Origin of the sequence: Arenimonas daejeonensis (assembly GCF_007993735.1) — a bacterium.
Lineage (GTDB): Bacteria > Pseudomonadota > Gammaproteobacteria > Xanthomonadales > Xanthomonadaceae > Arenimonas > Arenimonas daejeonensis.
Map to the genome: position 1 here is coordinate 511,872 of NZ_CP042453.1, position 26,601 is coordinate 538,472.

At 69.5% G+C, this 26,601-nt stretch carries 25 protein-coding genes and 5 pseudogenes; 14 read left to right on the forward strand and 16 right to left on the reverse strand.

The window, feature by feature from the left end; genetic code table 11:
• Positions 1 to 61: 61 nt before the first annotated feature.
• The 3 genes from FRZ33_RS15810 to FRZ33_RS02520 are packed head-to-tail and all read right to left on the reverse strand — an operon-like array spanning position 62 to position 1,801.
• Positions 62 to 448: a saccharopine dehydrogenase family protein gene (locus tag FRZ33_RS15810; RefSeq protein WP_227978030.1), complete on the reverse strand. Its 387-nt coding sequence runs from the start codon at positions 446 to 448 to the stop codon at positions 62 to 64.
• Positions 388 to 1,002 (reverse strand): saccharopine dehydrogenase family protein, encoded by a 615-nt coding sequence (locus FRZ33_RS15815; RefSeq protein ID WP_227978032.1) that lies wholly within the window; start codon positions 1,000 to 1,002, stop codon positions 388 to 390. Before FRZ33_RS15815 ends, FRZ33_RS15810 begins: the two co-directional genes overlap by 61 nt.
• A gap of 1 nt (position 1,003) precedes the next feature.
• Positions 1,004 to 1,801 (reverse strand): SDR family NAD(P)-dependent oxidoreductase, encoded by a 798-nt coding sequence (locus tag FRZ33_RS02520; protein ID WP_158637058.1) that lies wholly within the window; start codon positions 1,799 to 1,801, stop codon positions 1,004 to 1,006.
• Between the two features lie 97 nt (positions 1,802 to 1,898).
• Here FRZ33_RS02520 and FRZ33_RS02525 point away from each other — a divergent pair, with 97 nt between their 5' ends.
• Together FRZ33_RS02525 and FRZ33_RS02530 are read left to right on the forward strand one after the other, a co-directional pair.
• On the forward strand, positions 1,899 to 2,660 hold the full coding sequence (locus FRZ33_RS02525) for a glucose 1-dehydrogenase (RefSeq protein ID WP_146907417.1): 762 nt from the start codon (positions 1,899 to 1,901) through the stop codon (positions 2,658 to 2,660).
• 9 nt (positions 2,661 to 2,669) lie between these two features.
• Positions 2,670 to 4,883 (forward strand): annotated as a pseudogene (locus FRZ33_RS02530) (S9 family peptidase).
• 24 nt (positions 4,884 to 4,907) lie between these two features.
• Here FRZ33_RS02530 and FRZ33_RS02535 read toward each other — a convergent pair.
• The 3 genes from FRZ33_RS02535 to xth all read right to left on the reverse strand — a co-directional run bounded on the left by FRZ33_RS02535 (position 4,908) and on the right by xth (position 6,529).
• On the reverse strand, positions 4,908 to 5,105 hold the full coding sequence (locus FRZ33_RS02535) for a hypothetical protein (protein WP_146907418.1): 198 nt from the start codon (positions 5,103 to 5,105) through the stop codon (positions 4,908 to 4,910).
• A 236-nt stretch (positions 5,106 to 5,341) separates the two neighbouring features.
• On the reverse strand, positions 5,342 to 5,530 hold the full coding sequence (locus FRZ33_RS02540) for a hypothetical protein (RefSeq protein ID WP_146907420.1): 189 nt from the start codon (positions 5,528 to 5,530) through the stop codon (positions 5,342 to 5,344).
• A 198-nt stretch (positions 5,531 to 5,728) separates the two neighbouring features.
• A complete protein-coding gene (xth, locus tag FRZ33_RS02545) occupies positions 5,729 to 6,529 on the reverse strand; it encodes an exodeoxyribonuclease III (protein WP_146910553.1) in 801 nt (266 codons plus the stop codon).
• Positions 6,530 to 6,709: 180 nt separating this feature from the next.
• On the opposite strand from xth, the pseudogene FRZ33_RS17425 reads away from it, so the two are divergent.
• The 5 genes and pseudogenes from FRZ33_RS17425 to FRZ33_RS02565 all read left to right on the forward strand — a co-directional run.
• Positions 6,710 to 6,889 (forward strand): annotated as a pseudogene (locus FRZ33_RS17425) (cytochrome b); the annotation flags it as partial.
• A gap of 61 nt (positions 6,890 to 6,950) precedes the next feature.
• Positions 6,951 to 7,193 (forward strand): cytochrome b, encoded by a 243-nt coding sequence (locus tag FRZ33_RS15820; RefSeq protein WP_227978034.1) that lies wholly within the window; start codon positions 6,951 to 6,953, stop codon positions 7,191 to 7,193.
• A gap of 73 nt (positions 7,194 to 7,266) precedes the next feature.
• Entirely contained in the window at positions 7,267 to 8,286 is a 1,020-nt protein-coding gene (ltaE, locus tag FRZ33_RS02555) for a low-specificity L-threonine aldolase (protein WP_146907421.1), read from the forward strand.
• Between the two features lie 78 nt (positions 8,287 to 8,364).
• On the forward strand, positions 8,365 to 9,009 hold the full coding sequence (locus tag FRZ33_RS02560; RefSeq protein ID WP_146907423.1) for a methyltransferase domain-containing protein: 645 nt from the start codon (positions 8,365 to 8,367) through the stop codon (positions 9,007 to 9,009).
• Positions 9,006 to 9,356: a cupin domain-containing protein gene (locus tag FRZ33_RS02565; RefSeq protein WP_146907425.1), complete on the forward strand. Its 351-nt coding sequence runs from the start codon at positions 9,006 to 9,008 to the stop codon at positions 9,354 to 9,356. The genes FRZ33_RS02560 and FRZ33_RS02565 overlap by 4 nt, the downstream gene beginning before the upstream one ends.
• A gap of 1 nt (position 9,357) precedes the next feature.
• Here FRZ33_RS02565 and FRZ33_RS02570 read toward each other — a convergent pair whose 3' ends face one another.
• Positions 9,358 to 11,400, reverse strand: coding sequence for a M3 family metallopeptidase (locus FRZ33_RS02570; protein ID WP_146907426.1), 2,043 nt, complete (start codon positions 11,398 to 11,400; stop codon positions 9,358 to 9,360).
• 35 nt (positions 11,401 to 11,435) lie between these two features.
• Entirely contained in the window at positions 11,436 to 12,854 is a 1,419-nt protein-coding gene (locus FRZ33_RS02575) for a coniferyl aldehyde dehydrogenase (RefSeq protein ID WP_146907428.1), read from the reverse strand.
• 57 nt (positions 12,855 to 12,911) lie between these two features.
• Between FRZ33_RS02575 and FRZ33_RS02580 the strand changes: the two are divergent.
• Together FRZ33_RS02580 and FRZ33_RS02585 are read left to right on the forward strand one after the other, a co-directional pair.
• Positions 12,912 to 13,444, forward strand: a pseudogene (locus FRZ33_RS02580) (gamma carbonic anhydrase family protein).
• Positions 13,445 to 13,619: 175 nt separating this feature from the next.
• Positions 13,620 to 14,003 (forward strand): hypothetical protein, encoded by a 384-nt coding sequence (locus tag FRZ33_RS02585; protein ID WP_146907430.1) that lies wholly within the window; start codon positions 13,620 to 13,622, stop codon positions 14,001 to 14,003.
• 9 nt (positions 14,004 to 14,012) lie between these two features.
• On the opposite strand, the gene FRZ33_RS02590 is transcribed toward FRZ33_RS02585, so the two are convergent.
• From FRZ33_RS02590 to FRZ33_RS15035, 7 genes and pseudogenes are all read right to left on the reverse strand, one after another.
• Entirely contained in the window at positions 14,013 to 14,684 is a 672-nt protein-coding gene (locus FRZ33_RS02590; RefSeq protein ID WP_158637059.1) for a transglutaminase domain-containing protein, read from the reverse strand.
• Positions 14,635 to 14,835, reverse strand: coding sequence for a hypothetical protein (locus FRZ33_RS15030; RefSeq protein WP_158637060.1), 201 nt, complete (start codon positions 14,833 to 14,835; stop codon positions 14,635 to 14,637). The genes FRZ33_RS02590 and FRZ33_RS15030 overlap by 50 nt, the downstream gene beginning before the upstream one ends.
• On the reverse strand, positions 14,832 to 15,062 hold the full coding sequence (locus tag FRZ33_RS02595; RefSeq protein ID WP_139449224.1) for a DUF350 domain-containing protein: 231 nt from the start codon (positions 15,060 to 15,062) through the stop codon (positions 14,832 to 14,834). The genes FRZ33_RS15030 and FRZ33_RS02595 overlap by 4 nt, the downstream gene beginning before the upstream one ends.
• A gap of 8 nt (positions 15,063 to 15,070) precedes the next feature.
• Positions 15,071 to 15,911, reverse strand: a pseudogene (gene aroE, locus FRZ33_RS02600) (shikimate dehydrogenase).
• A 1-nt stretch (position 15,912) separates the two neighbouring features.
• Positions 15,913 to 16,904 (reverse strand): annotated as a pseudogene (gene hemB / locus FRZ33_RS02605) (porphobilinogen synthase).
• 97 nt (positions 16,905 to 17,001) lie between these two features.
• The gene (locus FRZ33_RS02610; protein ID WP_146907434.1) at positions 17,002 to 18,642 is read right to left on the reverse strand and encodes a PA domain-containing protein; all 1,641 of its coding nucleotides are present in this window, start codon (positions 18,640 to 18,642) and stop codon (positions 17,002 to 17,004) included.
• Complete coding sequence (locus tag FRZ33_RS15035) at positions 18,629 to 19,042, reverse strand: post-PEP-CTERM-1 domain-containing protein (protein ID WP_158637061.1); 414 nt, start codon at positions 19,040 to 19,042, stop codon at positions 18,629 to 18,631. Before FRZ33_RS15035 ends, FRZ33_RS02610 begins: the two co-directional genes overlap by 14 nt.
• A gap of 216 nt (positions 19,043 to 19,258) precedes the next feature.
• Here FRZ33_RS15035 and FRZ33_RS15040 point away from each other — a divergent pair, with 216 nt between their 5' ends.
• Genes FRZ33_RS15040 through FRZ33_RS02625 form a run of 3 tightly spaced genes read left to right on the forward strand, consistent with a single transcriptional unit; the run spans position 19,259 to position 24,245 of the window.
• Entirely contained in the window at positions 19,259 to 20,071 is an 813-nt protein-coding gene (locus FRZ33_RS15040; protein WP_158637062.1) for an ABC transporter permease, read from the forward strand.
• Positions 20,068 to 21,582: an ATP-binding cassette domain-containing protein gene (locus tag FRZ33_RS02620; RefSeq protein ID WP_146907437.1), complete on the forward strand. Its 1,515-nt coding sequence runs from the start codon at positions 20,068 to 20,070 to the stop codon at positions 21,580 to 21,582. Before FRZ33_RS15040 ends, FRZ33_RS02620 begins: the two co-directional genes overlap by 4 nt.
• Before the next feature lie 41 nt (positions 21,583 to 21,623).
• Positions 21,624 to 24,245, forward strand: coding sequence for a GGDEF domain-containing protein (locus FRZ33_RS02625; RefSeq protein ID WP_146907439.1), 2,622 nt, complete (start codon positions 21,624 to 21,626; stop codon positions 24,243 to 24,245).
• On the opposite strand, the gene FRZ33_RS02630 is transcribed toward FRZ33_RS02625, so the two are convergent.
• Complete coding sequence (locus tag FRZ33_RS02630) at positions 24,221 to 25,216, reverse strand: NAD-dependent epimerase/dehydratase family protein (RefSeq protein ID WP_146907440.1); 996 nt, start codon at positions 25,214 to 25,216, stop codon at positions 24,221 to 24,223. The genes FRZ33_RS02625 and FRZ33_RS02630 overlap by 25 nt on opposite strands.
• Before the next feature lie 320 nt (positions 25,217 to 25,536).
• Here FRZ33_RS02630 and FRZ33_RS02635 point away from each other — a divergent pair, with 320 nt between their 5' ends.
• Entirely contained in the window at positions 25,537 to 25,827 is a 291-nt protein-coding gene (locus FRZ33_RS02635; protein WP_146907442.1) for an SPFH domain-containing protein, read from the forward strand.
• A gap of 97 nt (positions 25,828 to 25,924) precedes the next feature.
• Positions 25,925 to 26,572: a 16S rRNA (guanine(527)-N(7))-methyltransferase RsmG gene (gene rsmG, locus FRZ33_RS02640; RefSeq protein WP_146907443.1), complete on the forward strand. Its 648-nt coding sequence runs from the start codon at positions 25,925 to 25,927 to the stop codon at positions 26,570 to 26,572.
• Positions 26,573 to 26,601: the final 29 nt, after the last annotated feature.

Genomic DNA, 26,601 nt, shown 5'->3' on the forward strand with positions numbered 1-26,601 from the left:
CCCATCAGCTGCGACGGGGTGTAGAAACCGCCTGCCGGACGTGCTTCACCCAGCAGGCGCCCTACGATGCCCAGGGACGCGGTGACGGTGATTTCATAGCCATTGGGCGTTCGCAGGCGCGGCACCTGGCCTGGTTTCCTTCGGCATCGGTCACCTCGCCCCAGACCACGCAGCCGGTCTTGCCGCGCGTGCTGTCGGACGGCCCCTTCACCTTCTTCTCGACCTGGCGCTTGAGCCAGCCCTGCACGATCCCGGTGTCCAGCAGCGGCCCGAGCAAACGCAGCCGGCGCAGGCGTGCGGCGGTCGCGGGCGGTACGCCCATGTAGACCTCGACATTGGGTATGCCGGTGGAGACGAACGAAGTGTAGACGTCGCCCCAGGGAATGGTCATGGCGAAACGCTGCTCGCCGTCGCGCTCGAAACTGCGCGTCTTCCAGGCCAGCGGCACCGCGTCAACTCTCCTTCAACGCGCGCGCGGCCGCCCTTGCCCAAGCCTTCGACGCTGGTCTTGGCGGTGCCGGGGCTGGGCCCGCCGCCGGCCTCGAAGGCCAGCACCAGCGACGTCGCCGCCGGCAGCTCGCGCTTGAGCCGGGCTGCCATGCAGTCGGTCGGCACCACGTCGAAACCCGAGCCCGGCAGCACGACGATGCCCTTTTCCCGCGCCCGCAGGTGCTGTGCGTGGCAGTGCGCGAACACGTCGATCTCGCCGGTGATGTCCAGGTAATGCACGCCCTCGGCAAGGCAGCCTTCCAACATCGGCGCGCAGGTCGCCGAAAACGGGCCGGCGCAGTGCAGCACCAGGCCCATGCCGTGCAGGTTCTTCGCGACCACATGCGGGTCGTCGAGACCGAAGGCGCGCACCGGCAGGCCAAACGGCGCCGCCAGCGCCTGCAATGCCTGGGAGTTGCGTCCGGCCAGCACCGGCCGCAGGCCGCGGCGCACCGCTTCCTCGACGATGAGCTTGCCGGTGTAACCGTTGGCGCCGTAGATCATCCATTCCATGTCAGTGGCCCGCCTGGCGCGCTTTCACCAGCTTGAGCACCTGCCTGAAGTAGAAATCCGGGAACCAGCGCTTCAGGCGCCAGCGCATCGGCTCGCGCTTGGTCGGCAGCACCAGGAACTCGCCGCGCTCGACCGCCGCGAACACCGCATCGGCCACGCTGTCGAGCGTGTCGGGCGAGGTTTCCATCATCTTGTCGGCGAAGGACTTCAGGCGCGGATTGCCCTGCCAGCTCTCCAGCAGGTTGGTGCGGAAGAAGGCCGGGCACAGCACGCTGACGCGGATGCCCTTGTCGTGCACTTCGGCGCGCAGTTGGTCGGACAAGGCCACCACCGCCGCCTTGGACACACCGTAGCTCATGATGCTGGGCGCGCTGGCGAGCCCGGCGAAACTGGCGGTGTTGATGATCTGGCCGCGGCCCGCGGCGATCATGCCGGGCAGGAACAGGCGGCAGCCGCGCACCACGCTGAGCAGGTTGATCTCGAGCACGTTGTGCCATTCCTGCATGGTCGTGTCGACCATGGCGCCGCCGGTGGCGATGCCGGCGTTGTTGACCAGCACGTCCACGCCGCCCCATTCGCCGGCGATGCGTTCGTGCACCTGCTCCATCGCGTCGTCGCTGCCGACATTCGCGGTGATGGCCAGGTGGCCGCTGCCGGGCAGGGACGCGCGCGTGAGTTCGGCGCGGGCGGAGTCCAGGTCCACGCAGGCGACGCGGTCGCCGGCCTTGGCGTAGCGCTGCGCGAGTGCCTGGCCCAGGCCGCTGCCGGCCCCCGTGATCAACACCCGTCGTTGCGCCATGATTCTGTCCCCGGTGTAGCCGGGCCTCGGAGGGGCCTGTGCTAGGCTCGGGAGCATACCAAGCCGTACGTTCACACGCGCATCCGACGGAGTCCACGTGTCCGATTCCCTGTTCGACCTTTCCGGCAAGACCGCCCTGGTCAGCGGCGCCTCTCGCGGCATCGGCGAGGCCATCGCCAAGCTGCTGGCGGGCTTCGGCGCCCACGTCATCTGCACCAGCCGCAAGCTAGAGGGCTGCGAGGCGGTGGCCAGCGACATCCGTGCCAATGGTGGTTCGGCCGAAGCGCATGCGGTTCACGTCGGCGACCCGGCGGCGATCGAGGCACTGTTCGCCACGCTCGACGCCGCCGGCCGCACCGTCGACATCCTTGTCAACAACGCCGCCGCCAATCCCTATTTCGGACCGGCGATCGACATGACACTCGACGCCTACGAAAAGACGGTCGAGGTGAACCTGCGCGGTTATTTCTGGACCACGGTGCAGGCGGCGAAACGCATGAAGGGCCGCGGCGGTTGCATCGTCAACATCGCCTCGGTGAACGCCAGGCGTGCGGCGCCGGGCCAGCTGGTGTATTCGATGACCAAGGCCGGCATCGTCAACATGACCGAAGGTTTCGCCAAGGAACTGGCGCCGCTGGGCGTGCGCGTGAACGCGGTGCTGCCGGGCCTGACCGACACGAAGTTCGCCTCCGCGCTGACCGGCAGCCCCAAGATCCTGGAGATGATGCTGCGGATGATCCCGCTCGGCCGCGTCGCCCAGCCCGACGAGATCGCGCCCGCCGTGCTCTTCCTCGCCTCGCCTGCCTCGTCCTACCTCACCGGCGCCGCACTGCCGGTGGACGGCGGCTACCTGTCCTGAGCCCTGCCGATGAAATCGATCCTGTTGATTGCCGCCATGAGCCTCGCCGCCGCCGTGCACGCTGAAAACTCACGCTCGAAGCCATCACCGGTGGCGCACCGCTGTCGGGCCCGACCCTGATGAAACCGGCGATCTCGCCCGACGGCACCCGCGTGAGCTTCCTCAAGGGCAAGGACAGCGACCGCTTCCAGCTCGACCTGTGGGAATACAACGTCGCCGCCGGCCAGCAGCGCCTGCTGGTGGATTCGGCGGTGGTGTTGCCGAACGAGACCCTGTCGGACGAGGAGAAGGCGCGGCGTGAACGCCAGCGCATTGCCGCCTTCCGCGGCATCGTCGAATACCAGTGGGCGCCCGACGGCGAGTCCCTGCTGTTCCCCTGGGCGGCCAGCTGTATCTCTACGACCTTCGCGTTTCGCAGCCCAACCCGGTGCGCAAGCTGACCACGGGTGAAGGGTTCGCCACCGATCCGAAAGTGTCGCCGCGCGGGCGGTACGTGAGTTTCGTGCGCGACCGGGATGTCTGGGTGATCGAGTTGGCCAGCGGCCGCGAGATCCGCCTCACCACCGACGGCAGCGACACGATCGGCAATGGCGTGGCCGAGTTCGTGGCCGACGAGGAGATGGGCCGCCACACCGGTTACTGGTGGGCGCCGGATGATTCCGCGATCGCATTCGCGCGCATCGACGAATCGCCGGTGCCGGTGCAGAAGCGTTACGAGGTCTACCCCGACCGCACCGAGGTGATCGAGCAGCGTTATCCCGCTGCGGGTGATCCGAACGTCCTTGTGTCGCTGCACGTGGCGACGCTGGGCGCGGCGGTCACGCGCCACGAGGTGTCGCTCGGTGCCGATCCCGACATCTACCTGGCCCGCGTCGGCTGGCGCGGCCCGAAGTTGCTGACGTTCCAGCGCCAGTCGCGTGACCAGCGCCGGCTCGAGCTGATCGAGGCCAACCTGGCCGACGGCACTCAGCGCACGTTGCTGACCGAAACCTCGTCGACCTGGGTGCCGCTGCACGACGGCCTGAAGTTCCTGGCCGACGGGCGTTTCCTGTGGCTGTCCGAGCGCACGGGTTTCGAGCACCTCTACCTGCACGATGCCGACGGCAAGCCGCTGCACGCGCTGACCTCGGGTGACTGGACGGTGGATGCGCTGCTGGGCGTGGACGAAACCGCGGGTTTCGCCTACGTCGCGGGCACGAAGGATTCGCCGCTGGAAAAGCATGTCTATGCCGTGCCGCTGGCCGGCGGTGAACCGCGCCGGCTGAGCAAGGAACCCGGCATGCACGAGGCCGTGTTCAGCGCCAACGCCAGCGTCTTCGTAGACCTGTGGTCGAACCCGGCCACGCCGCCGCAGACCGAGCTGTTCAGGGCCGATGGCGGCAAGCTGGCGACGCTCGTGGCCAATGAGGCCGCCGATCCGGCGCATCCGTACGCGAAGTACCGCGCCGCGCACCGGCCGGTCGAGTTCGGTGAGTTCAAGGCCGCCAGTGGCGAAACCCTGCACTACAGCCTGATCAAGCCCGAGGGTTTCGACCCGTCGAAGAAGTACCCGGTCGTGGTCTACGTCTATGGCGGCCCCGCGTCGCAGACGGTGATCCGCGGCTGGCCCAGCCGCGGCGACCACTTCTTCAACCAGTACCTGGCCCAGAACGGCTACGTGGTGTTCTCCTGGACAACCGCGGCACGCCGCGGCGCGGTGCGAAATTCGGCGGCGCGCTCTACGGCAAACAGGGCACGGTGGAGGTCGAGGACCAGAAGGCCGGCGTGGATTTCCTGCGCTCGCAGCCCTGGGTCGATGGCGAACGCATCGGCGTGCACGGCTGGAGCAACGGCGGCTACATGACCCTGATGCTGCTGGCCCAGGCCAGCGACCATTACGCCTGCGGCATCGCCGGCGCGCCGGTGACCGACTGGGGCCTGTACGACACGCACTACACCGAACGCTACATGGACCACCCGGCGCGCAATCCCGAGGGCTACCGCAACGGTGCGGTGTTCGCGCACCTCGACGGCCTGCGTTCGAAGCTGCTGTTGATCCACGGCATGGCCGACGACAACGTGCTGTTCTCGAACTCGACCAAGCTGATGTCCGACCTGCAGAAGCGCGGCACGCACTTCGAACTGATGACTTACCCGGGCGCAAAACACGGCCTGCAGGGCGCCGACCTGCTGCACCGCTGCCGCCTCAGCGAGGACTTTTTCGCGCGCTGCCTGAAGGGTTGACCGCTACGGCAAGGATGCGCCCGCTCACCGCTTGCAGGCCGCCCGCTGCCTTCGCAACTCCTCGTCCAGCGCTCGCCGGCCGGCCGGTCGCCCATCGGTCATCAGGTCGCCGACGTTGCGCCCGATGCGGGGACACGGATCGGTGGTGTAGCCCTCGGGCCACAGCCCCACCAGCTGTGCGGCGCCCTCGATGACATCCTTTCCGCTGATCTGGCGGCGCATCCGGATCCGGTCCTGTTCGTACCTGGCCTCGGGAGCAGCGAACGCATCGGCCGGAAAGTTCTGACTGAATGCAGGCTCACGCGCGCCCGGGTCCGTCCACTCCAGGACCAGTGGCTCCCGGGCAGCCGTCGCGATCTCTTCGGGAATGGCGGCGAGAGGTGCAGATGCGGGCCGAGAGTTTCGGTACGCCCTCGCGACGGACCGACCGGATGCAGTTCGTGGCTTGGGTTCTGGCGTCATCCGCGCTGGAACGACCTCTGCCGTGGTGTCCGCTCGATGAATTCGACGCGCATCGAAGTGGCCATCGCAGGAATCCTGCCCGATGCCTCCTGGCCACGGGCGATCACGTGATAGAACACCAGATGCAGCAGTACGACGGCCGCCGCCACCGACAACCTGAAACGCAGCCTGCTTTCATCGAACATCCAGCCGGAATGTCCTGGAAGTGCTTTGTCTTCTTGCAAGCAGGTGCGTCCACGGCAACGGGAGGCGCGGAAACTAGCATGGCGCGAGCACGGCGCGTAGCACGGCTCGCCATTTCGTACTTTCCGCCTGGCTAGAGTCGCGGTTCGATCCCGCGCAGCCGTTGCCCGCGCCAGAAGCCCCGCGGGAGTTCGTTTCGATCATCCCGCCGGCGCCACCGGCGGCTGCCGCGCAATCTGCACCAGCGCCGGCGCGTGGTCGCTCGGCCGCTCCCACTCGCGCGGTTCGCGATCGATGCTGGCACCGACGCAGCGCGGCTTCAGCGCGTCGCTGATGAGGCAAAGATCGATGCGCAGGCCGAGGTTGCGCCGGAAACCGGCGGCGCGGTAATCCCACCAGCTGAACACGCCGCCCTCCTCATGATGCAGGCGGTAGCTGTCGTGCAGGCCCAGGTCCAGCAGCCGCTTCAGTGCCGCGCGTTCGGCAGTGGAGGTCAGGATGCTGCTGTCGTTCCACACCGCCGGGTCGTGCACGTCGCGATCGTCGGGCGCGATGTTGAAGTCGCCCAGCACGATCAGGTTCGGATGCTGTCTGATCTCTTCCGCCAGCCAGCCGTGCACGGCGTCGAGCCAGCGCAGCTTGTAGTCGTATTTCTCGGTGCCGACGTCCTGGCCGTTGACCACGTACAGGTTGACGATGCGCAGGTCGCCGACGGTGGCCGCGATCACGCGCTTCTGCTCGTCGGCGAAACCCGGGATGCCCATCACGCAGCTGGCCTCGTGGATCGGCTCGCGCGCCAGGATCGCCACGCCGTTGTAGGTCTTCTGGCCGCAGAACACACTGCGGTAGCCCAGCGCCGCCAGTGCATCGTCGGGGAAGCGGCTGTCCTCGAGCTTGGTCTCCTGCAGCGCGACGATGTCGGGCGCGGCGGACTTGAGCCACTGCTCCAGGTGCGGCAGGCGCACGTTGAGCGAGTTGACGTTCCAGCTGGCGATGGTGATCGGGGTGTCCATATGCGGATGCTAACCGTTCCCGTCCAAGCATCGAACCCTTGACCTGCGTCAACCCGGACGCCCGGGTGTGCGCTAGTCTGTATTAGTTCCGGCAACCCGCAGGATCCGCCCATGGCCATCGCCGAACCCGCCCGCTATTCCCACGCCCAGCGTCGGCTGCACTGGCTGATGTTCGGGCTGGTGGCCCTGGCCTACCTGGCCATCGAGACCCGCGGCAATTTCGAGCGCGGCTCGCTGGCGCGCACGCTGGCGGTGCAGGGCCATTTCTGGATGGGCCTGGCGGTGTTGGCCCTGGTGCTGCCGCGGCTCTGGCTGCGGCTGCGCCGCGGCGCGCCGCCGATCACCCCTGCGCTGCCGGCCTGGCAGGCCTGGCCGGCGCGGATCCTGCACCTGTCGCTCTACGCCTTCCATGGTCATGCAGCCGGTGCTGGGCCTGATGACGGCCTGGACCGACGGCAAGCCGGTCCTGATCCCCTTCACCCAGGCGGAGCTGCCCGCGCTGATGGCGCCGGACGCGGCGCTGGCACACACGCTCGAGGACCTGCACGGGACGATCGGCAGCCTGTTCTACTGGGTCATCGGCCTGCATGTCGTGGCGGCGCTCTTCCATCACCTCGTGCGTCGCGACGACACCCTGGCCCGCATGCGCTGATCCCCGGTGGACGGCGACGCGCACGGCCGGCATCCTGCCTGCCTTGCCCGAACACCCCGCCCGAGGACCGCCGATGACCGCCTGGGTCGACCTGCGCAGCGACACCGTCACCCAGCCTGCCGCCGCCATGCGCGAAGCCGGCCTGCGCGCCGAAGTCGGCGACGATGTGTTCGGCGACGACCCCAGCGTGAACGCACTGCAGGACCGCCTGGCCGGCGACCTCGGTTTCGAGGCTGGCCTGTTTCTGCCCAGTGGAACCCAGTCGAACCTTCTGGCGCTGATGGCGCACTGCGAACGCGGCGACGAATACCTGGTCGGCATGGACGCGCACACCTACAAGTACGAAGGCGGCGGCGCCGCGGTGCTGGGCTCGATCCAGCCGCAGCCCATTCCGCACGCGACCGACGGCACGCTGCCGCTGGATGCCGTGCGCGCCGCGATCAAGCCGCTCGGCGACCCGCATTTCGCGCGCACCCGGCTGCTGGCGCTGGAGAACACCTGGCACGGCCGGCCATTGCCGCAGGCCTATCTCGCGGAAGCCGGCGCACTGGCCCGCGAACATGGCCTCGCCTATCACCTCGACGGCGCGCGGCTGTACAACGCCGCGGTCGCCGGTGGCGTGCCGGCGCGGGAGATCGCGCGGCATTTCGACAGCGTGTCGGTCTGCCTGTCGAAGGGCCTTGGCGCACCCGTCGGTTCGGTGCTGGTCGGGCGACGCGAGCTGATCGACAAGGCGCGGCGATGGCGCAAGGTGCTGGGCGGCGGCTGGCGCCAGGCCGGCATCCTGGCGGCGATGGCCAGTTACGCGCTCGACCACCACGTCGCGCGGCTTGCGGACGACCATCGCCGCGCCGATGAACTCGCGGCGGCGCTGCGCGCGCTGCCCGGCCTGTCCGTGGACGGTGCGTTCACCAATCTTCTGTTCGTCACGGTGCCGACGGGTCGCGAAACGGCGCTCGCGGAGTTCCTGATGGCACGCGGCATCCGCATCGCCGCCGGCCGCGGGCCGCGCATCCGCCTGGTCACGCACCTGGACGTGGACGACGAAGGCCTCGCCCGCACGATCGCCGCGTTCCGGGAGTTTTTCGCCTGAACCCGATCGCCGGGCACTGCCCGGGCGTCTGCACGACCACTTCCTTTCCGGGCCACAGGCCCGGGGCATAATGCCGGCATGAGCCTTCCCGATTGCCACCTCGACCTCGGTTGCGGCGAACACCCGCGCAATCCCTACGGCCGCACACGGCTTTACGGCGTGGACATCCGTGCGCCCTCGGGCCCGGTGGACTACGAGCACCGGGTCGCCAACCTCGTGCTCGAGCCGATCCCGTTCGAAGACAGCAGCCTGGGCTCGGTCTCGGCCTTCGACTACCTCGAACACGTGCCGCGGCTGTTTCCCGACGACAAGGGCGGCACGCGTTTTCCCTTCGTGCAGCTGATGGACGAGATCTGGCGCGTGCTCGCGCCGGGTGGCCGGCTGTATGCGCTGACGCCGGCCTATCCGCATCCGGAAGCCTTCGTCGACCCGACCCACGTCAACATCATCACCGACGAGAGCCACACCTACTTCTGCGGTGAATCGCCGCTGGGCCGCATGTACGGTTTCAGCGGCCGCTTCGAGGTGATCCGCGTGCTGCGCACCGAACGCGCCAGCGCCTACAGCGCCGTCGCCGGCTCGCCGCAGAACCACGGCCCGGCCAAACGTGCCGCGCGCCATGTGCGCCGCTGGATCCGCTTCCTGCGCGGCAAACGCGCCAGCCTGTCCCCGGCCTGGCTGCTCTGGGAACTTGAAGCTGTCAAACCGGAGACCAAGGCATGAGCGCCATCAACCTCGCGGAGAAACTCGCGCAGTTCGAGGGTTATTGGCAGCCGCGCACCGTCGCCCGCCATAACGGCAACGACGTGATGGTGGTCAAGGCCAAGGGCGAATTCGTCTGGCACAGGCACGAGGACACCGACGACTTCTTCCTGGTGCTCAAGGGCCGGCTGCGCATCGACCTGCGCGACCGCAGCGTCGAGCTCGGGCCGGGCGAAATGTTCATCGTGCCCAAGGGCGTTGAACACCGGCCGGTGGCCGAGGAAGAGACGCACCTTGTGATCATCGAACCCTCGGGCACGCCCAACACCGGCGACGCCGCGACCGCGGCGCCGCACCGCGAGATCTGACTCAGGCCGCCAGGCCGTAACTGCGCAGCAGGGCGTCGGGCATCGGTTCGCGGCCGCGGAAGGCGACGAAACTTTCCAGCGCCGGGCGTGAACCGCCGACCGCCAGGATCTCGCGGCGGTAACGCGCGCCGGTACTGGCGTCGAACACGCCCGCTTCCTCGAACGCACCGAAAGCATCGGCGCTCAGCACTTCGGCCCACAGGTAGCTGTAATAACCGGCCGAATAACCGCCCGAGAAGATGTGGGTGAAGGCATGCGGACCCCGGTGCCAGGCCGGCGGCGGCAGCACCGCGACCTCGTCGCGCACTTCGCCCAGGACTTCGAGCACATGCGCGCCGCGGGCCGGGTCGTACTCCAGATGCAGGCGGAAATCGAACAGCGCGAACTCCAGCTGCCGAACCAGGAACAGGCCGGCGTGGAAATGCCGGGCCTGCAGCATCTTGGCGTAGAGGTCGTCGGGCAGGCGTTCGCCGGTCTCGTGGTGTTTGGCGAACAGGTCCAGCGCTTCGCGCTGCCAGGCAAAGTTCTCCATGAACTGGCTGGGCAGTTCAACCGCGTCCCATTCCACGCCGCTGATGCCGCCGACGCTGGGCCAGTCCACTTCGGTGAGCAGGTGGTGGATGCCGTGGCCGAACTCGTGGAAGAGCGTGATCACGTCGTCGTGGGTAAGCAGCGCAGGCTTGCCGTCCGAAGGGGGCGCGAAGTTGCAGGTCAGGTACGCGACCGGCTTGAACGCCGACTCGCCGTCGTTCAGGCGTGCGCGGCAGACATCCATCCATGCCCCGCCACGTTTTCCGGCGCGTGCGTAGTGGTCCAGGTACACACCGGCGCGCACGGTGCCATCGAGATCCACGACATCGAAGAAATGCACGTCCGGATGCCAGGCATCGACGCCCTGGCGTTCGACCAGCCGCACGCCGAAAACCCGCTCGGCCACGGTGAACAGGCCCTGCATCACCGCCGGCAGCGGGAAGTAGGGCTTGAGGTCTTCCTCGCTGAAGGCGAAAAGCCGCTCGCGAAGTTTTTCCGAGGCGTAGGCGACGTCCCAGGGCTGCAGGTCGGCGATACCGAGTTCGCGCGCGGCGAAGGCGCGCAGCTCGTCGAGTTCCCGCTGTGCCACCGGCTTCGCCTTGGCGGCCAGTTCGCGCAGGAAGCCGAGCACACGTTCCGGCGTGCCGGCCATCTTGTCGGCCAGCGACACATGCGCGGCCGAGGCGAAGTCGAGCAGCAGCGCCGCTTCATGGCGCAGCGCCAGGATCTTCTTGATGCGCCCGCTGTTGTCGTGCGTGCCGGCGCCCGGGCCCTGGTCGGAGGCACGGGTGTTGTAGGCGGTGTAGATCTCCTCGCGCAGCGCGCGGGTGTCGGCGAAGGTCAGGATGGCCTGCACCACCGGACCCTTTAGCGTGGCGAGGTGGCCTTCGACGCCCTTGTCCTGCGCCATCGCCCGCAGCATGCCGCGCGCCGATTCCGGCAACCCCGAGAGTTCGGCGTCGGACACCGGCCGTGTCCAGGCATCGGTGGCGTCGAGCACGGCTTCCTCGAAGCCGGTCTCGACCTTGCTCAGTTCGTTCTGGATCGCCTTGAAGCGCGAGCGGGCCGGTTCTTCCAGCGCGACGCCCGACAGCCGGAATCCGCGCAGGCTGTCTTCGACGACGGTGCGGCGGGCTCGGTCGAGCGCGGCGAAATCCGGCGCCTCGTGCAGCGCCTTCACGGCGGCGTAGAGCTCGCGGTTCTGCCCGAGCTCGGTGCCGTGTTCGGTGAGTTTCTCCAGCGCCGCCGAATAGGCTTCGCGCAGTTCCGGCGAATCCTTCACGCCATGCAGGTGCGACACCGGCGCGAACGTGCGGCCGAGTTTTTCCTCCCAGCGCTCCAGCGGCGCCATCAGCGTGGCGAAGTCGCGCGCGGACGGGTCGGCGGTGAGCCGGTCGACTTCGGTGCGGAAACCGGCCAGCACCTCGTCGATGGCGGGGTTGACGTGCTCCGGCGCGATGGCGGAGAAGGCGGGCAGCTCGCCCGGGGCGAGCAGGGGATTGGTCTGGGTCATGGTCTGGAAATGGCGGCCGGCGCGGCCGATTCAAGTCAGCGGGTCAGCAGTTTCACCATGAAATCGGCCAGTTTCCCGTACGGCGGGTCGAACACCCACATGCTGTTCAGGCGCGACTGGTACATCACCGGCATCGGCTTGCTGAAGGTCAGGAAGCCCGCATGGCCGTGGTAATGGCCCATGCCGCTGGGGCCGACGCCGCCGACCGGCAGGTCGTGCTGGCCGAACTGGATGATGGTGTCGTTGACGCAGACGCTGCCGGCGACGATGGCGTCGAGCGTGCGCTGCAGGCGCCTGCGGTCGCGATCGAAGGCATAGAAGGCGAGCGGGCGGTCGCGGCCCTGGATGTAGGCGATGGCGGCGTCGTGGCTGTCGTAGGACTTCACCGGCAGCAGCGGGCCGAAGATTTCCTCCTGCATCACCATCGCCTCGTCCGGCGGGTCCAGCAGCACGGTGGGCGGGATCACCTCGACGCCGGGCGGCGGCGGGTCGCTGTCGGGCCGGTGCTGCATCACCGTGACGCCGCGGTCGCGGGCGTCGTCGATCCAGGCGCGCAGGCGGTCGGCCTGGCGGTGGTTCACCACGGCGCTGTAGTCGGGATTGGCCGACACAGCCGGGTACCGGCGACGCACGCTGGCCATGTAGGCGCGCACGAACTCGTCACGCTGCTCGCGCGGCACCAGCACGTAGTCGGGCGCCACGCAGGTCTGGCCGGCGTTGAAACACTTGCCCGCGGCGATGCGTTCGGCCGCGTGCTCGATCGGGTAACCCGGCGCGATCAGTGCCGGCGACTTGCCGCCCAGCTCGAGCGTCACCGGCGTCAGGTTCGGCGCGGCCGCGGCCATCACCGCGCGACCCACCGTGGTCGAACCGGTGAAAAGCAGGTGGTCGAAGGCCAGGCGGGTGAAGGCGGCGCCGACCGTGGCATCGCCCTGCACCACGCTGACCCGTTCGGGCGGGAAGACTTCGCCGACGATGCGCGCCAGCAGTTCGGCCGTGCGCGGCGTGTGTTCGGACGGCTTGACCAGCACATGGTTGCCGGCGGCGATGGCGTCGGCCAGCGGGATCAGGGCCAGCTGGATCGGGTAGTTCCAGGGCGCGACAATGCCGACCACGCCCAGCGGCTGCTGGCGGATCTCGCCACGCGCAGGCAGGAAGGTCAGGTTCACGCCGCGGCGCTGCGGGCGCATCCAGCGGCGCAGGTTCTTGCGCAGGTGTTTGATCTCGTCGAGCGTGGTCATCACGTCGGCGGCCAGGGTCTCGTGCCGCGAGCGGCGGCCGAAGTCGGCCGACACCGCGCGGGCCAGGTCGTCCTTGTGCCGGCGCACGGCGTCACCCAGTCGCTCGAGGTCGGCCATGCGCTGGGCATAGGCCGGCGGCTGGCGGCGGTGGGCGGCGCGCACCTGGTCGAGCAGGGGGCGCAGATCGTGGTCGGGGTGGGCGGGCGTGTCCATGACCGCAGTGTACGGCGATCCGGGCCCCGGGCGCGACGGCGCGGTTAGAATGCCGGCATGAACCTGCGACCCTTCCGGGGCATCGTCCCCACCCTCGGCGCCCGCGCCTATGTCGACCCCGCCGCCTGCGTCATCGGCGACGTGCACCTGGGCGAAGACGCCTCGGTCTGGCCCGGCTGCGTGGTGCGCGGCGACGTCAACCACATCCGCATCGGCGCCCGCACCAATGTCCAGGACGGCACCATCGTGCATGTCACCCACGAAGGTCCGTACACGCGTCCGGGCGGCTGGCCGACCCTGATCGGCGACGACGTCACCATCGGCCACGGCGCCATCATCCACGCCTGCACCATCGGCAACGCGGTGCTGATCGGCATGGGCGCCACCGTGCTCGACGGCGCGGTGGTCAGGACCACGGCTTCGTCGGCGCCGGCGCCGTGGTGCCGCCGGGCAAGGTGGTCGAAAGCGGCGAGCTGTGGCTGGGCAATCCGGCCAAGCCGGTGCGCCGACTGTCGGACAAGGAAATCGAGCAGCTCTACTACAGCGCGAAACATTACGTGCGACTGAAGGACCAGTACCTCGCCGGCTGAACGGCCCGGGCCAGCCCGCGTTCATTTCACGGCCGCCCCGAGCACAATACGGTGCAGGGCGTGCGGGTGAATTTCGACCCGGAATGTGCGGTTCGTGGCGGGGCCGGCGGCGTGGCAGACTGGCCCGGTGCCCCGTCCGGTCGGCCGGGGCCGCCACCCTTGCCGGAGCTCGTTCATGAAGCTTTCCGTCCTTTCCCGCGTCCTGCTCGTGTTCACTCTGGCAATCGCCAGCAGCTCCGCCTTCGCGAACCCTTCCAACAAGTGGCGGCTGGAGTTCAGCGGCGCCGCCGAGTCGGCCGGCACCATCGTCATCTCGGTCACGCCGGAAGGTGGCGAGGCCGTCGAGGTCTCGACCGAGATCCAGAAGAACGACGGCGAGAACCGCGTCGCCGCCAAGGTCCGCGATTCGCTCAAGGCCGCGCTCGCCGAAACCCACCGGGTATCGCGCGACGACGGCGAGGACGTGCTGATCAAGAAGCGCAGCGGCCAGCCGAATTTCGACGCCGCGCTGGTCAGCAGCACCGTCGAGCACATACGCATCAACTTCCAGCGCGAATAACCGCGCGGCTCAACCGCGCCGGAACACCGACCGGCGCTGCCATTGGACACCGCGATAGTCGGTGGTGAGCGGGCTTCCGGCGTTCACCCAGTAGCCCTCGCGGTTGAACATCGCCTCGGGCCGGTAGTCGGGCAACTGCGAGGCCAGCGGCAGCGCGCGCGCCGGCCGCTTGTCGGTGGCTTCCAGCAGATAGGTGCGCGGGCCGTCGAACAGCACCACCCAGGCGTGGCCGCCGCCGCGCATCGTGCCGATCACCACGCGCGCGTCGTGGCCCAGGCCGATCAGCCAGTCGGCCAGCGCGATCGCGTGGTCCTCGCAGTCGCCGCGCGGGTGGAAAAACGCCTCGCGCGAGGTCTGCCAGAGTTCGGGGGCGCCCGGGTACTGTTCGTGGTCGAACTGGTAGCGCTTGCGCTGCGCCAGCGCCGCCAGCGGCACCCAGGCCTCGACGCCCGGGAAGGGCACGTAACCGACCAGGTAGGCATTGGCGAAGTGGTGCCGGCGGTCCAGGCCCGGCGCGACCGTGGTCACCGGCTGCTGGTCGACCTGCCAGGTGAACGACGACCAGGTCTGCGCATGTCCGGCGCGTTGCAGACCAAAGGCGACCTGCCCTTCGTGCAGCTCGTTGCCGTCCTCAAGGCGGATACGCCGGGTTTCCGGCGGCGCGGCGAAGTCGTCGCCCACGCGCCCCGGCAGCGCACGCCGCCAGTCCAGCTCGCCACCCCTGGGCATCCACCGGTGCCAGCGGTCCGTCGCAGGCGCGCAGGCCCAGGAACAGCACCGCCAGCAGCGCCATCCACACCAGCGGTCGGTTGCCGCCGCCGGCATCGATCATCCGCGCAGGCCGAACACCGTCACCACCGCCACGAACAGCAGGATGGTCGAAGCGAAGATCGACACCGCGAGGTTGCCCTTCTGCAGCTCCTGCTCGATATCGATGTGCTTGAGCAGCTTGCGGTCGATGAACTGCAGGCCCAGCACCGCCACCACCAGCGCCACCAGGGTCTGGACGATGTTGACGCCGAGGTTGAAGAAGGTGGCGATCAGGAAGTCGGTGGTCATGCGCTACCTCAGTCGGCGGTCAGCAGGGTGTCGGCGCGGGCGCTCAGCGCGTCGTACACGGCGTCGGTGTCGGGGCGCTTGCCGTGCCAGATCGCGAAACTTTCGGCCGCCTGTTCCACCAGCATGCCCAGGCCGTCGAAGCGGTGTTCGCAGCCGGCAGCACCGGCCCAGGCCAGGAAGGAGATCGCGGCCTCGCCGTAGCTCAGGTCCACGGCCAGCGAACGCGAGGTGGCCAGCGAGAACGGCAGGTTCAGGCCGCCGTCGCCGCGGCCGGCCGAAGTGGCGTTCACCAGCATGTCGAAGGCGCCGAGCTGGGCCAGGTCCTCGACGTAGCGCGTGTGGACGCGGCCGGGTTCGCCCAGCGCGTCGGACAGCGCATCGGCTTTTTCCGGCGTGCGGTTGACGATCCACAGTTCGGCGATGCCGGCATCGAGCAGCGCCGGCGCCACGCCGCGGGCGGCGCCGCCGGCGCCGAGCATCAGCACGCGGCGGCCGCGCAGGTCCAGCCGCCGGCGTTCGGTGAGGTCGTGCACCAGGCCGATGCCGTCGGTGTTGTCGCCGTCCCAGCGGTCGCCGTGGCGGATGAGCGTGTTGACCGCGCCGGCGCGTTTCGCCCGTGCGGTCAGGCCGCTGCACAGCGACAGCGCCTGCTCCTTGAGCGGCAACGTGACGTTGGCGCCGCGGCCGCCGACGCTGGCGAAGGCGGCGAGCGCGCTCGAAGTCGTTCGGCGCGGTGTCGATGGCGACGTATTCCAGCTCCACGCCGGTCTGGCGGGCGAAGGCGGCGTGGATGCGCGGCGACAGCGAATGCGCCACCGGATGTCCGAACACGGCATAACGTGCGGTCATGTCACTCCTCCTTCAGCCAGCGCGCCGCGTCGAGCGCGAAATAGGTGAGCACGCCGTCGGCCCCGGCGCGTTTGATCGCCGTCAGCGCTTCCAGCGCGCAGGCACGTTCGTCCAGCCAGCCGTTGAGCGCGGCGGCCTTGAGCATCGCGTATTCGCCGCTGACCTGATAGACGAAGGTCGGCGCGCCGTAGTGGTCCTTCACCCGGCGCACGATGTCCAGGCAGAGGGCAGGCCCGGCTTGACCATCACCATGTCGGCACCTTCGTCCAGGTCCTGGCCGACTTCGCGCAGGGCCTCGTCGGAATTGGCCGGGTCCATCTGGTAGGTGTACTTGTTGCCCTTGCCCAGCGCGCCGGCGCTGCCGACCGCATCGCGGAAGGGGCCGTAGAAGGCCGAGGCGTATTTCGCCGAATAGGCCAGGATGCGGGTGTTGACGTGGCCCGACTCCTCCAGCGCCTCGCGGATGGCGCCGATGCGGCCGTCCATCATGTCGCTGGGCGCGACCACGTCGGCGCCGGCGTCGGCATGCGAGAGCGCCTGTTTCACCAGCGCCTCGACGGTGTCGTCGTTGGTGACGTAGCCGCTGTCGTCCACCAGGCCGTCCTGGCCGTGGCTGGTGTAGGGGTCGAGAGCGACGTCGGTGATGACGCCCAGGTCGGGGAAGTTCTTCTTCAGCGCGCGGATGGCCCGCTGGGCCAGGCCGTTTTCGTCCCAGGCGGCGACGGCGTCGAGCGACTTGGCTTCGGGCGCGGTGACCGGGAACAGCACGATCGCCGGGATCTTCAGCTGCACCGCCTGTTCGGCCGTGCGCAGCAGCTCGTCGATGGACTGACGCTCGACACCGGGCATCGAGGCGACCGGTGTGCGGCCCTGCAGCTCGTGGATGAACACCGGCAGGATCAGGTCGTCGGCGCTGAGCCGGTGTTCGCGCATCAGCCGGCGGGAAAAATCGTCGCGGCGCATGCGGCGCAGGCGGGTGTACGGGAAGGACATGGCGGGCGGGATTCCGGTGCGGGTTCGCGTCCCCGAATGATACGCCCGACGCCCCCGGAACGCGGGGGCCGGAAACTCCGGCCCCCGGTCCGAACGCTTACTTGTCGCGGGCGGCGCAGCTGGTGACGCGGCCCTTGTCGCTACCCCCGATCAGCCCCTGGTCCCATTGCGTGTCGGCGTACTGGGCCATGCAGCTGACGTACTTGCCGTGGTTCTTGGCGAAGGCCTTGCAGATCAATCCGCGCGCCTCGATGCTGGCGCCCACCGCCACGCCGGCCGGGTCCACCACCGGAACGCCGGTGTCGCAGCCACCCAGCGTGGCGTTGCCCGGGTTGGTGTTCCAGCCGGTGTCGCGGAACAGCGCCGGCGTCAGGTCCACGTCGATGTCACCGCGCAACGTGCCGGTGATGGACGGCTCCATCAGCGCATTCGGATTCAGCGCGGTGTCGTAGTGCGAGAACGTGGAGCCCGGTGCCAGCGTGGTCGGGGTGTTCAGGCGCACCCGACCGGCATCGTCGGCACCGACCAGCTTGGTGTCGTCCACCACGGCCGCGACCTGCACGCCGGGCGACGCCCCGCGTACCACGTTGCCGTCGGCCTGGCTCAGGCCCAGCACCGGGATGGTGACTGCCGGATCCACACCACCGGGCTCGAACACTCCGGCCACGTTGTTGGCCACCAGCACGCCGGTCGCACCCGCGGCCTGGGCATTGAGCACCTTGATGGCGAACGTGCAGACGCCGCGGTCCACCAGGGCGATCCTGCCTGCCACGGCCGCTGCGTTGACCAGGGGCTCGCAGGCGTCGCCGCCGGCACCCACGCCGTCGTCGGCCACGGCGACCTCACCGGCGAAATTGCCCGGCGTGACGACGGGTCCAGGGTCGAACGGCCCACTTCGCGCGGACCCTCCAGCCCCGGCGGCGCGGTGATCTCGATCGCCAGCCGCGGATCCAGCAGAGTCCGGCGCCACTGCCCCGACGTTGCCGCCGGTCCAGACCGTGCGCCCGGCGTCGCGCACCGAGAACGCACGCTCGGCATTGTTCATGACCGGGAAGGCCTTGCCGAGGGTGTTGTTGTAGGCGTTGCGCAGGTACACGTCGGGATAACCGGAAGGATTGGCGGCATCCGGCGCGAACATCGATCCGGTGGTGACGTTGAGGAAACTCTGGAAGCCGATGCCGTGGCCGATCTCGTGCATCACCACGTTGAGGAAGTTCACGCTGCCGGCCGGCGTCTGGCCGTCGAGGCCGTAGTACCAGTCCGCGCCGCCCAGGCAGGCCGGATCGCCGCTGATGCGGCTGTTGAACTGCGAGCTGATGTCGAGCGAACCGGGGTTGGCGTCGAAACCGACGATCGCCTCGGTCAGCGCCACGTTGTGCCAGGTGCCCGGCGCGATGGCCCCGGGGAAATCGCGGAACACCGAGGTGGTGCCGGCGGAACCGAGCACCGCGCCGGTCGGCGTGCACGCCTGCGGGATGAAGCGGGCGCCGACGATGATCGGCACGTCACTCTGCATGATCGCGCCCCACATGCGGGCCGCATAGGCATAGGCGACCTGGCGCTGCTCGCCGAGGGTGGTGCCGGGGTTGCCGCCTTCGGGCGGGCGCGGCGTGGGATCGTCGAGACCGGCACCGGTGCCGGCATCGAGATTGACCACCACCAGTTCGGCGGCCGACAGCGGGGCGGCGGCGAGCGCGACCAGCAGGGCGATGGCGAGTGCGGACTTATTCCTCGACATGGTCCACCTCCGCTTCGCCGGCGTGGGAGATCACCAGGTTGCCCTGGGCGTCGCGGGTCGCCAGCACCTGGCTGTCGAGGCTTTCGGGGACGAGCATGGACACCGTGCCGTCGGCATGGCGGACCAGGGTCCGTTGCGCCTCGGCTTCGGTGGCCGGCCGGACCAGGCCGGCGACACCGGGCGCGGCGGGAGCGCGCGCGGACTGGCGCAGGCGTTCGGCGTCGCGTTCCAGTGCGCGATCCTCGGCCACGGTGGTCGCGCGCAGGCGACCGGTATCCCGGTCGATGCCGGTCTTGCTGCCCGGTTCGGTGGAATCGGAATCGGCCGCATGGGCCGGAAGTGCGAGCGTGAAGGCCAGTGCCAGGGGGATGGCGAGTGGCTTGAGTGCGGAGATCTGCATGCCTTTCTCCAGAACAGAGGGTGGACGCAGGAACCAAAAGCAAGGACGCTGTGCCGCGCCGGCCAATGGTCGGCACATCACTTGTCTGGACCCTGCAACGGTGGACGGAGGCGCTCGGCCGATGCTTCTCCCTCGATGGCCAGGCTCCCTCCGCGGCCGAGACTACGCCGACCGAATCGACGCCGGATGAAGACCTCGTTAAATCCAGGTCAAGACATGCCCCGCAGCGCCGTGGCCTGCCTGGTCGTGATCGCGCTGCTGGCCGCCGCCTGCTGGCTGGGACCGCTGATGGTCGGGTTGGATCCGCATCGTCCGGACTGGGATTCACTATCGGCGTCACCATCACTTAGCAGCGGACACTGGTTCGGTACCGATGCGATCGGTCGCGACATCCTGGCGCGCACGCTGGCCGGCGGACGCCTGTCGCTGACCATCGGCGCGCTGGCGACCGCGGTCGCGCTGGTCATCGGCCTGGGTTACGGCGCCGTCGCCGGTTACGCCGGCGGCCGCATCGAGCGCGCGATGGTGCGCCTGCTCGACGTGCTGTCGGCGCTGCCCTTCCTGCTGATCGTGATCCTGCTGCTGGCCTTGTTCGGCCGCTCCCTGTGGCTGCTGTTGCTGGCGATCGGCGGCTACGTCTGGATCGACCTGGCGCGGGTGGTGCGCGCCGAAGCGGCACGCCTGCGCGAGGCGCCCTTCGTGCTGGCGGCGCGCGCGGCCGGTGCACGTTTCGACCAGGTGCTGCGCTGGCACCTGCTGCCCAACCTGCTGCCGCTGGCGCTGGTGTACCTGGGCCTGATCCTGCCGCAGGCGATCCTGGTGGAAAGTTTCCTTGGCTTCCTCGGCCTGGGCCTCGACGAGCCCTCCGCCAGCTGGGGCAGCCTGCTGCACGAAGGCAGCCAGGAGCTCGACACCGCGCCGTGGTCGCTGCTGTTTCCCGCCGGCTTCCTGGTGGCGACGCTGGCGGCCTTCCAGTTCCTCGGCGACGGCCTGCGCGACTGGCTGGACGTGCGTGGGGCCGCGGCATGAGCGCGCGCCTGGCCCTGCGGGGCCTGCAGGTGCATGCCGGCACCCGCCGCCTGCTCGGCCCGCTGGACCTGGACCTCGCCCCGGGCCAGTGCCTGGGTCTGGTCGGCGAAAGCGGCAGCGGCAAGAGCCTGACCGTGTTGTCCCTGCTGGGCCTGCTGCCGCCCGGTCTGACCGCGCAGGGCGAACTGCTGCTCGACGGCGAACGTATCGAACTGGGTTCGCCTGCGCACCACGCCCTGCGCGGCCGCGCGATCGCCTGGATGCCGCAGGACCCGCAGGCCAGCCTGCATCCGTTGCGCACGGTCGGCGCGCAGCTGATCGAAAGCCTGCGCACCCTGCGCGGACTGGATGCCGCTGGCGCCCGACGCGCCGCCCTTTCCCTGTTCGAACGCCTGCAGTTGCCGGACCCGTCGACGCTGCTGGCACGCCATCCGCACCAGCTCTCCGGTGGCCAGCGCCAGCGGGTGCTGCTGGCCCTGGCCCTGGCCGGCAAACCCCGCCTGCTGCTCGCCGACGAACCGACCTCGGCCCTGGACCCGCGCCTGGCGGAAGAGGCGCTGGCCTTGCTGGACGGGCTGCGCCGGGAGTTCGGCCTGGCCGTGCTGCTGGTCAGCCACGACCTGCCGCTGGTGGCGGCGCATGCGCGGCGGGTGGCGATCCTGCGCGACGGCGGACTGGTGGAAACCGGCGATGCCGGGGAGGTGTTCGCGAATCCGCAGCATGCCTACACGCGCGAACTGCTCGCCGCCGAACGCCTGCCCGCGCCGGAACCCGCGGCACCCGGTCCACGCCTGCTGCGGCTGGAATCGGTGAGTGTCAGCTACCCGCGCGCGCCCACACCCGCCCTGCAGGCGGCAAGCCTGGACCTGCACCGCGGCGAATGCCTGGCCGTGGTCGGCGAAAGCGGCAGCGGCAAGAGCACGCTGGGGCGCACGGTGCTGCGGCTGGCGCGGCAGGGCGTCAGCGGCCGCATCCTGCTGGACGGCGAAGACCTGCTGGACGCTGGTCCCGGCCAGCTGCGGGTACTGCGCCGGCGCATCGGCGTGGTGTTCCAGGACCCCTATGCCTCGCTGGACCCGCGCATGCGCGTGGCCGCCCTGGTCGCCGAGCCGCTGCGCATCCATGCGCTGGGCAACGCGGCGTCGCGTGACGCGCGGGCGCGGGCACTGCTGTCGGCGGTCGGGCTGGACCCGGCGCTGGCCGACCGCTACCCGCACCAGCTGTCCGGCGGCCAGCGCCAGCGTGTGGCGATCGCCCGGGCCCTGGCCACCGACCCCGAGCTGCTGGTCTGCGACGAGGCGGTGTCGGCGCTGGACGCACACCACCGTGCCGGCGTGCTGGCGCTGCTGGCCCGGCTCAAGCGCGAGCGTGGCCTGGCGCTGCTGTTCATCACCCACGATTTCGCCGCTGCGCGGGCCCTGGCCGAACGCACCGCGCTGCTGGTGGACGGGCGGCTGGTGGCCATCGGCGACACCGCCACCCTGCTGGCCGGCGAGGTCCGGGCCGGCTGATACACTCGGCCGAACCCCGGGGAGGGGGAGCCAGAAGACCCATGTCGCAACAGCCGCTGTCGCCAGGCGAAGCAAGATCCACGATCCAGGCCCTGCCCCGGGCCGACGACCCGGCCGCGCTCGCCGCCGAGGTCCAGCGCCTGCGTGTGGACGTGGAGCGCCTGGGCCGCGCCGAGCGCCTGCAGCGCGCCCTGTTCGCCATCAGCGACCTGGCCAGTTCCGACCAGGACACCGCCACGGTGCTGCACGGCCTGCACGAGATCGTCGGCCGGCTGATGTACGCGGAGAACTTCTACATCGTGCGCTACTCGCCCGATGACGAGTCCATGCGTTTCATCTACTTCGCCGACAGCCTGGACCCGGTGACCCCGGACCCCGAAGAAGTGGTGTCGGCCGAGAAGATGGCCAACAGCCTCACCCTGGCCCTGATCCGGCACGGCAAGCCGGTGCTCGGCCCTTCCGATGATGTCCGGCGCGAACTGGACGTGCCGCGCGACGAGACCCTGGGTCCGGACAGCGAAGACTGGCTGGGCGTACCGATGGTGGACGAGGGCGTGGTGCGTGGCGCCATCGTCGTGCAGAGCTACGACCCGAAAAATCGATACAGCGAGGACGACCGCGTCCTGCTCGGTTATGTCGCCCAACACATCCTCACCGCGCTGGCCCGTCGCGACGCCCAGCAGGAGCTGGAGCGGCGCGTGGACGAACGCACCCGCGAGCTGCGCGAACAGGTCGCCGAACGCGAACGCAGCGAACGCCTGCAGGCCGCCCTGTTCCGCATCGCCGAGCAGGCCGGTCGCAGCGAAAGCATCGAGGTGTTCTATGCCGAGGTGCACGGCATCGTCAGCGCGCTGCTCGACGCCCGCAACTTCTTCATCGCCCTGCTGACCGACGACGGCCAGGAACTCGACTTCCCGTACTCGGTGGACGAACGCGACCAGAAACGGCCGCGCCGCCGCCTGGCCAAGGGCCTGACCGAATTCGTGCTGGCCTCGGGCCGGCCGCTGCTGGCCGACCGCGACGACATCCACCGCCTGGTGGCCGAAGGCAAGGTGCAGTCCTTCGGCACGCCCTCGGTGTGCTGGCTGGGCGTGCCGCTGCAGATCGGCGGCAAACCGGTCGGCGTGATCGCAGTGCAGAGCTATACGCCCGACTACCTGTACAGCAAGCGCGACCAGGAACTGCTGAGCTTCGTCTCCTTCCACATCGCCCAGGCACTGGAGCGGCGCCAGGCGCACGAATCGCTGCGCGAGGCCTATGCCGAACTTGAGCAGCGCGTCGCCTCGCGCACCAGCGAGCTGGCCGACGCCAACCGCGAGCTGCTCGACCAGATCTCGGTGCGCGAGCGCATGGAGCACAAGCTCAAGCACGAGGCCATGCACGACACGCTGACCGGCCTGCCCAACCGCAGCCACCTGCTGGGGCGCATGGGCATGGCGCTGTCGCGCTACCGCTACGACCCGACCCAGCTGTTCGCGGTGCTGTTCCTCGACCTCGACCGCTTCAAGGTGGTCAACGACTCGGTCGGCCACCTGGTCGGCGACGAGCTGCTGAAAGAGGCCGCACGCCGCATCGGCCGCTGCGTGCGCGACCCGGACATGGTCTCGCGCCTGGGCGGCGACGAGTTCGCCATCGTGCTCGACTTCATCCACACTTCCGACGACGCGGTGGCGGTGGCCGAGCGCGTGATCAAGTCGCTGGCGGAGCCGATGCGCATCGCCGGCAAGGAGCTCTACACCTCGGCCAGCATCGGCATCGCCCTGGTGGACGGCCGCTACCGCAGCCCGGAAGAACTGCTGCGCGACGCCGACGTGGCCATGTACCGCGCCAAGGCCACCGGCCGCCAGCGGTACGCGCTGTTCGACGAGCACCTGCACGAAGCCGCGCTCAAGCTGCTCGAACTCGAAGGCGACCTGCGCCGCGCGCTGCAGCGCCAGGAATTCGAACCCTACTACCAGCCCATCATCAGCCTGGCCGATGGCGGCCTGGTCGGCTTCGAGGCGCTGATGCGCTGGCACCACCCGATGCGCGGGCTCAGCATGCCCGGCGATTTCATCGGCATCGCCGAGGAAACCGGCAGCCTGGAGCACATGGACTGGCAGATCTACGAGCTGGTCTGCCGCGACATCCGCCGCCTGTCGGCACGCAATGCCTACACCACGCTCAACGTCTCGCCGCGGCACCTGCGCGCACCGGACTTCGACCAGCGCCTGCTGGAAATGATGTCGCGCCACGAGGTGCGGCCGGCGCACCTGCGCCTGGAAGTCACCGAGGGCGCCCTGCTCGAACAGCCCGAGCAAGTGCAGGCCTGCCTGGCCCGCCTGCGCGAGGCCGGGGTGATGACCCTGCTCGACGACTTCGGCACCGGGTATTCCTCGCTGTCCTACCTGCACCGTTTCCCGCTGCACGGGCTGAAGATCGACCGCAGCTTCGTCGCCGAACTGCGCAGCGGCGAAAGCGGCGGCAGCACGGCGATCGTGCGCGCGATCCGGCTGCTGGCCGATTCGCTGGGCCTGGAAGTGATCGCCGAAGGCATCGAGACCGAGGAGCAGCGTTACCAGCTGCGCCTGCTCGGTCTGAGCCTGGGCCAGGGGTATCTGTTCTCCAAGCCCGCCGCGGCCGGCGAGATCCTGACGCGTTACGGGCTGGCCACCGAAGACTGAGGCGCCAGCAGGCCTTCGGCCCGCAGCCAGGCGATGGTGTCGGCCAGCAGCTGCGGCAGTGGCGTGCTGCGGTAGTCCAGCTCGCGTTCGGCCTTGGATGAATCCACGCGCAGGTGGTGGCTGGTGAAGGCCGCCGCGACCGGCGTCAGTTCCGGCGGCCGCCGGGAAAGGCGCGACAGCAGGTCGAGGGCACGCGCATAGATCCGCAGCACCGGCGCTGGCATCGGCCGCGACGGCGTCTTCTTGCCGAGCTGGCGGCCGGCCTCCTGGATCAACGCCAGGAAACTCGCGTGCTCGCCGCCGAGCAGCCAGGTTTCGTCGCGCCGCGGCCCGCGCCAGGCGCGCACCTGGGCGCGGGCGATCTCGCGCACGTCGGCGAAGGCGCCTGACCCCGGCGGCGCGCCCGGCAGGGTGCCGGCATCGATCAGGCGGATCAGCTTCGACCAGTTGTTGCGGTCGCCCGGGCCGAGGATGTGCGCGGGTTGGAACACCAGGAAGGGCAGGCCGGTTTCGCGCACCTGGCGTTCGGCGGCGTATTTGCTCCGTTCGTAGTTGATCCAGGACTCGGCGCCGCGCTGCGGCAGGTCCTCGCGCAGGGTGCCGTGCACGAGGTGGGAATACGCCGAGACGCTGGAGGTGTGCGCGAAGGTGGTGACGCCGGCCCGGCGCGCGGCGGCGATCAGCCGGGCGGTGCCGCCGACATTGGTCTCGGTCTGGGCGGCATCGCCCGGGCCCCAGTTGTTGGTGTCGGCGGCGGTGTGGAAAACCGCGGAAGCGCCTTCGGTCGCCGCGGCCAGGGAATCGGCATCGCCGAGGTGGCCGCGCACCGGCTGGGCGCCGAGCGCGGCCACGGCCGCGTCACCGGCCGGGCTGCGCGACAGCCCACGCACCCGCGCGCCGTCCGCAAGCAGTTCGCGGACCAGGTGTTGGCCCAGGAAGCCGGTGGCGCCGGTGACTAGAACGGTAGGCATGCGTTCCTTTGATCTGCTCCTCCCCCTGCTTGCAGGGGAGGCCGGGAGGGGGTCGAAGTTCGAGCATGAACCTTCCCCGCAAGGGTCTACCCCTCCCCAACCCTCCCCTGCAAGCAGGGGGAGGGAGCAGCCGGGGTGAACCCCGCTGTCAAGCCAACGCTGTCCGTATTGTGAAATCGGTCACGTTATGTAGATTATGCTTGAGCAACACTGCCTAAACCCCTGGTGCAAATGGCAATCATGAGCCCCCTGCTGCCGCTCCCCTGCCGCTCGCCTCGTTAGCCTGGCTAACGGGTTTCCGCCGCGTTCCCGACAACTGCGTGGTCACCGTGCACCGTTTCGGCCGCTTCGTGCGCGCCCTGGGGCCGGGCTGGCGCTGGACCCTGCCGGGCCTGGACCAGCTGGGGCAGCCGGTCTGCCTGATCGGCCACCACCTGGACATCCCCGACGCCACCGGCGCCCATGCCGAGCTCTACTACCAGATCCTGGACCCAGCCCAGGCCGGCGAAGCCCTGGACCGGGTGGACGCCCAGTCAGCGACCAGGCCCGCGACGCCCTGGCCTCGCTGCAGGCCCTGGCCGACTCCACCCGCCCGATGGCCGAAGCGCTGAAGACCGAACTCAACCAGCGCATCGGCCGCCTGGGCCTGCGCGTCATCCGGTGCTCGCTGCACGCCGCCTGACCCCGTTCTGCCTGACAATACGCGGCATGAATCCCCTGTCGCACCTGCTGCCGGAGCTCGAGTCCGGCCTGTCCGCCCTCGGCCTGCCGACCGACCCGCTCGCCGGGAAGCTGCTGGATTACCTGGCCCTGCTCGATCGCTGGAACAAGACCTACAACCTGACTGCCGTCCGCGATCCGCGCGAGATGCTCTACAAGCACCTGCTCGATTCGCTGTCCATGTGGCGACACGTCGCCGACGGCAAGCTGGCCGATCTCGGCACCGGCCCCGGGTTGCCTGGCATCCCGCTGGCGCTGGCCAACCCCAGGCTGCAGGTCACCCTGGTCGAAAGCATCGCCAAGAAGACCCGTTTCCAACGCGAGGTCGTGCGCCAGCTTGGTCTCACCAACGTGCGGGTGCTGGAATCGCGGGCCGAGGCCGTGGATGAACCCGGCGCCTACGACCAGATCACCGCCCGCGCCATGGACACACTGGCCGGCATCCTCGCGGTCGGCGGCCACCTGCTGGCGCCCGGCGGCCGGCTGCTGGCGATGAAGGGCCAGCGCCCCGACGCCGAGATCGCCGCCCTGCCGCCCGGCTGGCGGGTCGAATCCGTGCAGGCGCTCACCGTTCCGGGCCTGGAAGGCGACCGCCACCTGGTCACCGTCACCCGCACCCCGGCCGAGACGGCATAATCCCCCTCCGGGCCAAACCTCCCGCTTGA

Bases quoted from the DNA above. Each gene is read 5' to 3' on its own strand.
- FRZ33_RS02540 (WP_146907420.1), bottom strand. From the start codon at position 5,530: ATGTTCGATGAAAGCAGGCTGCGTTTCAGGTTGTCGGTGGCGGCGGCC.
- FRZ33_RS15815 (WP_227978032.1), bottom strand. From the start codon at position 1,002: ATGGAATGGATGATCTACGGCGCCAACGGTTACACCGGCAAGCTCATC.
- FRZ33_RS02565 (WP_146907425.1), top strand. From the start codon at position 9,006: ATGAGCGCCATCAACCTCGCGGAGAAACTCGCGCAGTTCGAGGGTTAT.
- FRZ33_RS02610 (WP_146907434.1), bottom strand. From the start codon at position 18,642: ATGTCGAGGAATAAGTCCGCACTCGCCATCGCCCTGCTGGTCGCGCTC.
- FRZ33_RS15035 (WP_158637061.1), bottom strand. From the start codon at position 19,042: ATGCAGATCTCCGCACTCAAGCCACTCGCCATCCCCCTGGCACTGGCC.
- FRZ33_RS02585 (WP_146907430.1), top strand. From the start codon at position 13,620: ATGAAGCTTTCCGTCCTTTCCCGCGTCCTGCTCGTGTTCACTCTGGCA.
- FRZ33_RS02630 (WP_146907440.1), bottom strand. From the start codon at position 25,216: ATGCCTACCGTTCTAGTCACCGGCGCCACCGGCTTCCTGGGCCAACAC.
- FRZ33_RS15820 (WP_227978034.1), top strand. From the start codon at position 6,951: ATGGTCATGCAGCCGGTGCTGGGCCTGATGACGGCCTGGACCGACGGC.
- FRZ33_RS02570 (WP_146907426.1), bottom strand. From the start codon at position 11,400: ATGACCCAGACCAATCCCCTGCTCGCCCCGGGCGAGCTGCCCGCCTTC.
- ltaE (WP_146907421.1), top strand. From the start codon at position 7,267: ATGACCGCCTGGGTCGACCTGCGCAGCGACACCGTCACCCAGCCTGCC.
- FRZ33_RS02535 (WP_146907418.1), bottom strand. From the start codon at position 5,105: ATGCGCCGCCAGATCAGCGGAAAGGATGTCATCGAGGGCGCCGCACAG.
- FRZ33_RS02625 (WP_146907439.1), top strand. From the start codon at position 21,624: ATGTCGCAACAGCCGCTGTCGCCAGGCGAAGCAAGATCCACGATCCAG.
- FRZ33_RS02520 (WP_158637058.1), bottom strand. From the start codon at position 1,801: ATGGCGCAACGACGGGTGTTGATCACGGGGGCCGGCAGCGGCCTGGGC.
- rsmG (WP_146907443.1), top strand. From the start codon at position 25,925: ATGAATCCCCTGTCGCACCTGCTGCCGGAGCTCGAGTCCGGCCTGTCC.
- FRZ33_RS02575 (WP_146907428.1), bottom strand. From the start codon at position 12,854: ATGGACACGCCCGCCCACCCCGACCACGATCTGCGCCCCCTGCTCGAC.
- FRZ33_RS02595 (WP_139449224.1), bottom strand. From the start codon at position 15,062: ATGACCACCGACTTCCTGATCGCCACCTTCTTCAACCTCGGCGTCAAC.
- FRZ33_RS02560 (WP_146907423.1), top strand. From the start codon at position 8,365: ATGAGCCTTCCCGATTGCCACCTCGACCTCGGTTGCGGCGAACACCCG.
- FRZ33_RS15040 (WP_158637062.1), top strand. From the start codon at position 19,259: ATGCCCCGCAGCGCCGTGGCCTGCCTGGTCGTGATCGCGCTGCTGGCC.
- FRZ33_RS15030 (WP_158637060.1), bottom strand. From the start codon at position 14,835: ATGATCGATGCCGGCGGCGGCAACCGACCGCTGGTGTGGATGGCGCTG.
- FRZ33_RS02620 (WP_146907437.1), top strand. From the start codon at position 20,068: ATGAGCGCGCGCCTGGCCCTGCGGGGCCTGCAGGTGCATGCCGGCACC.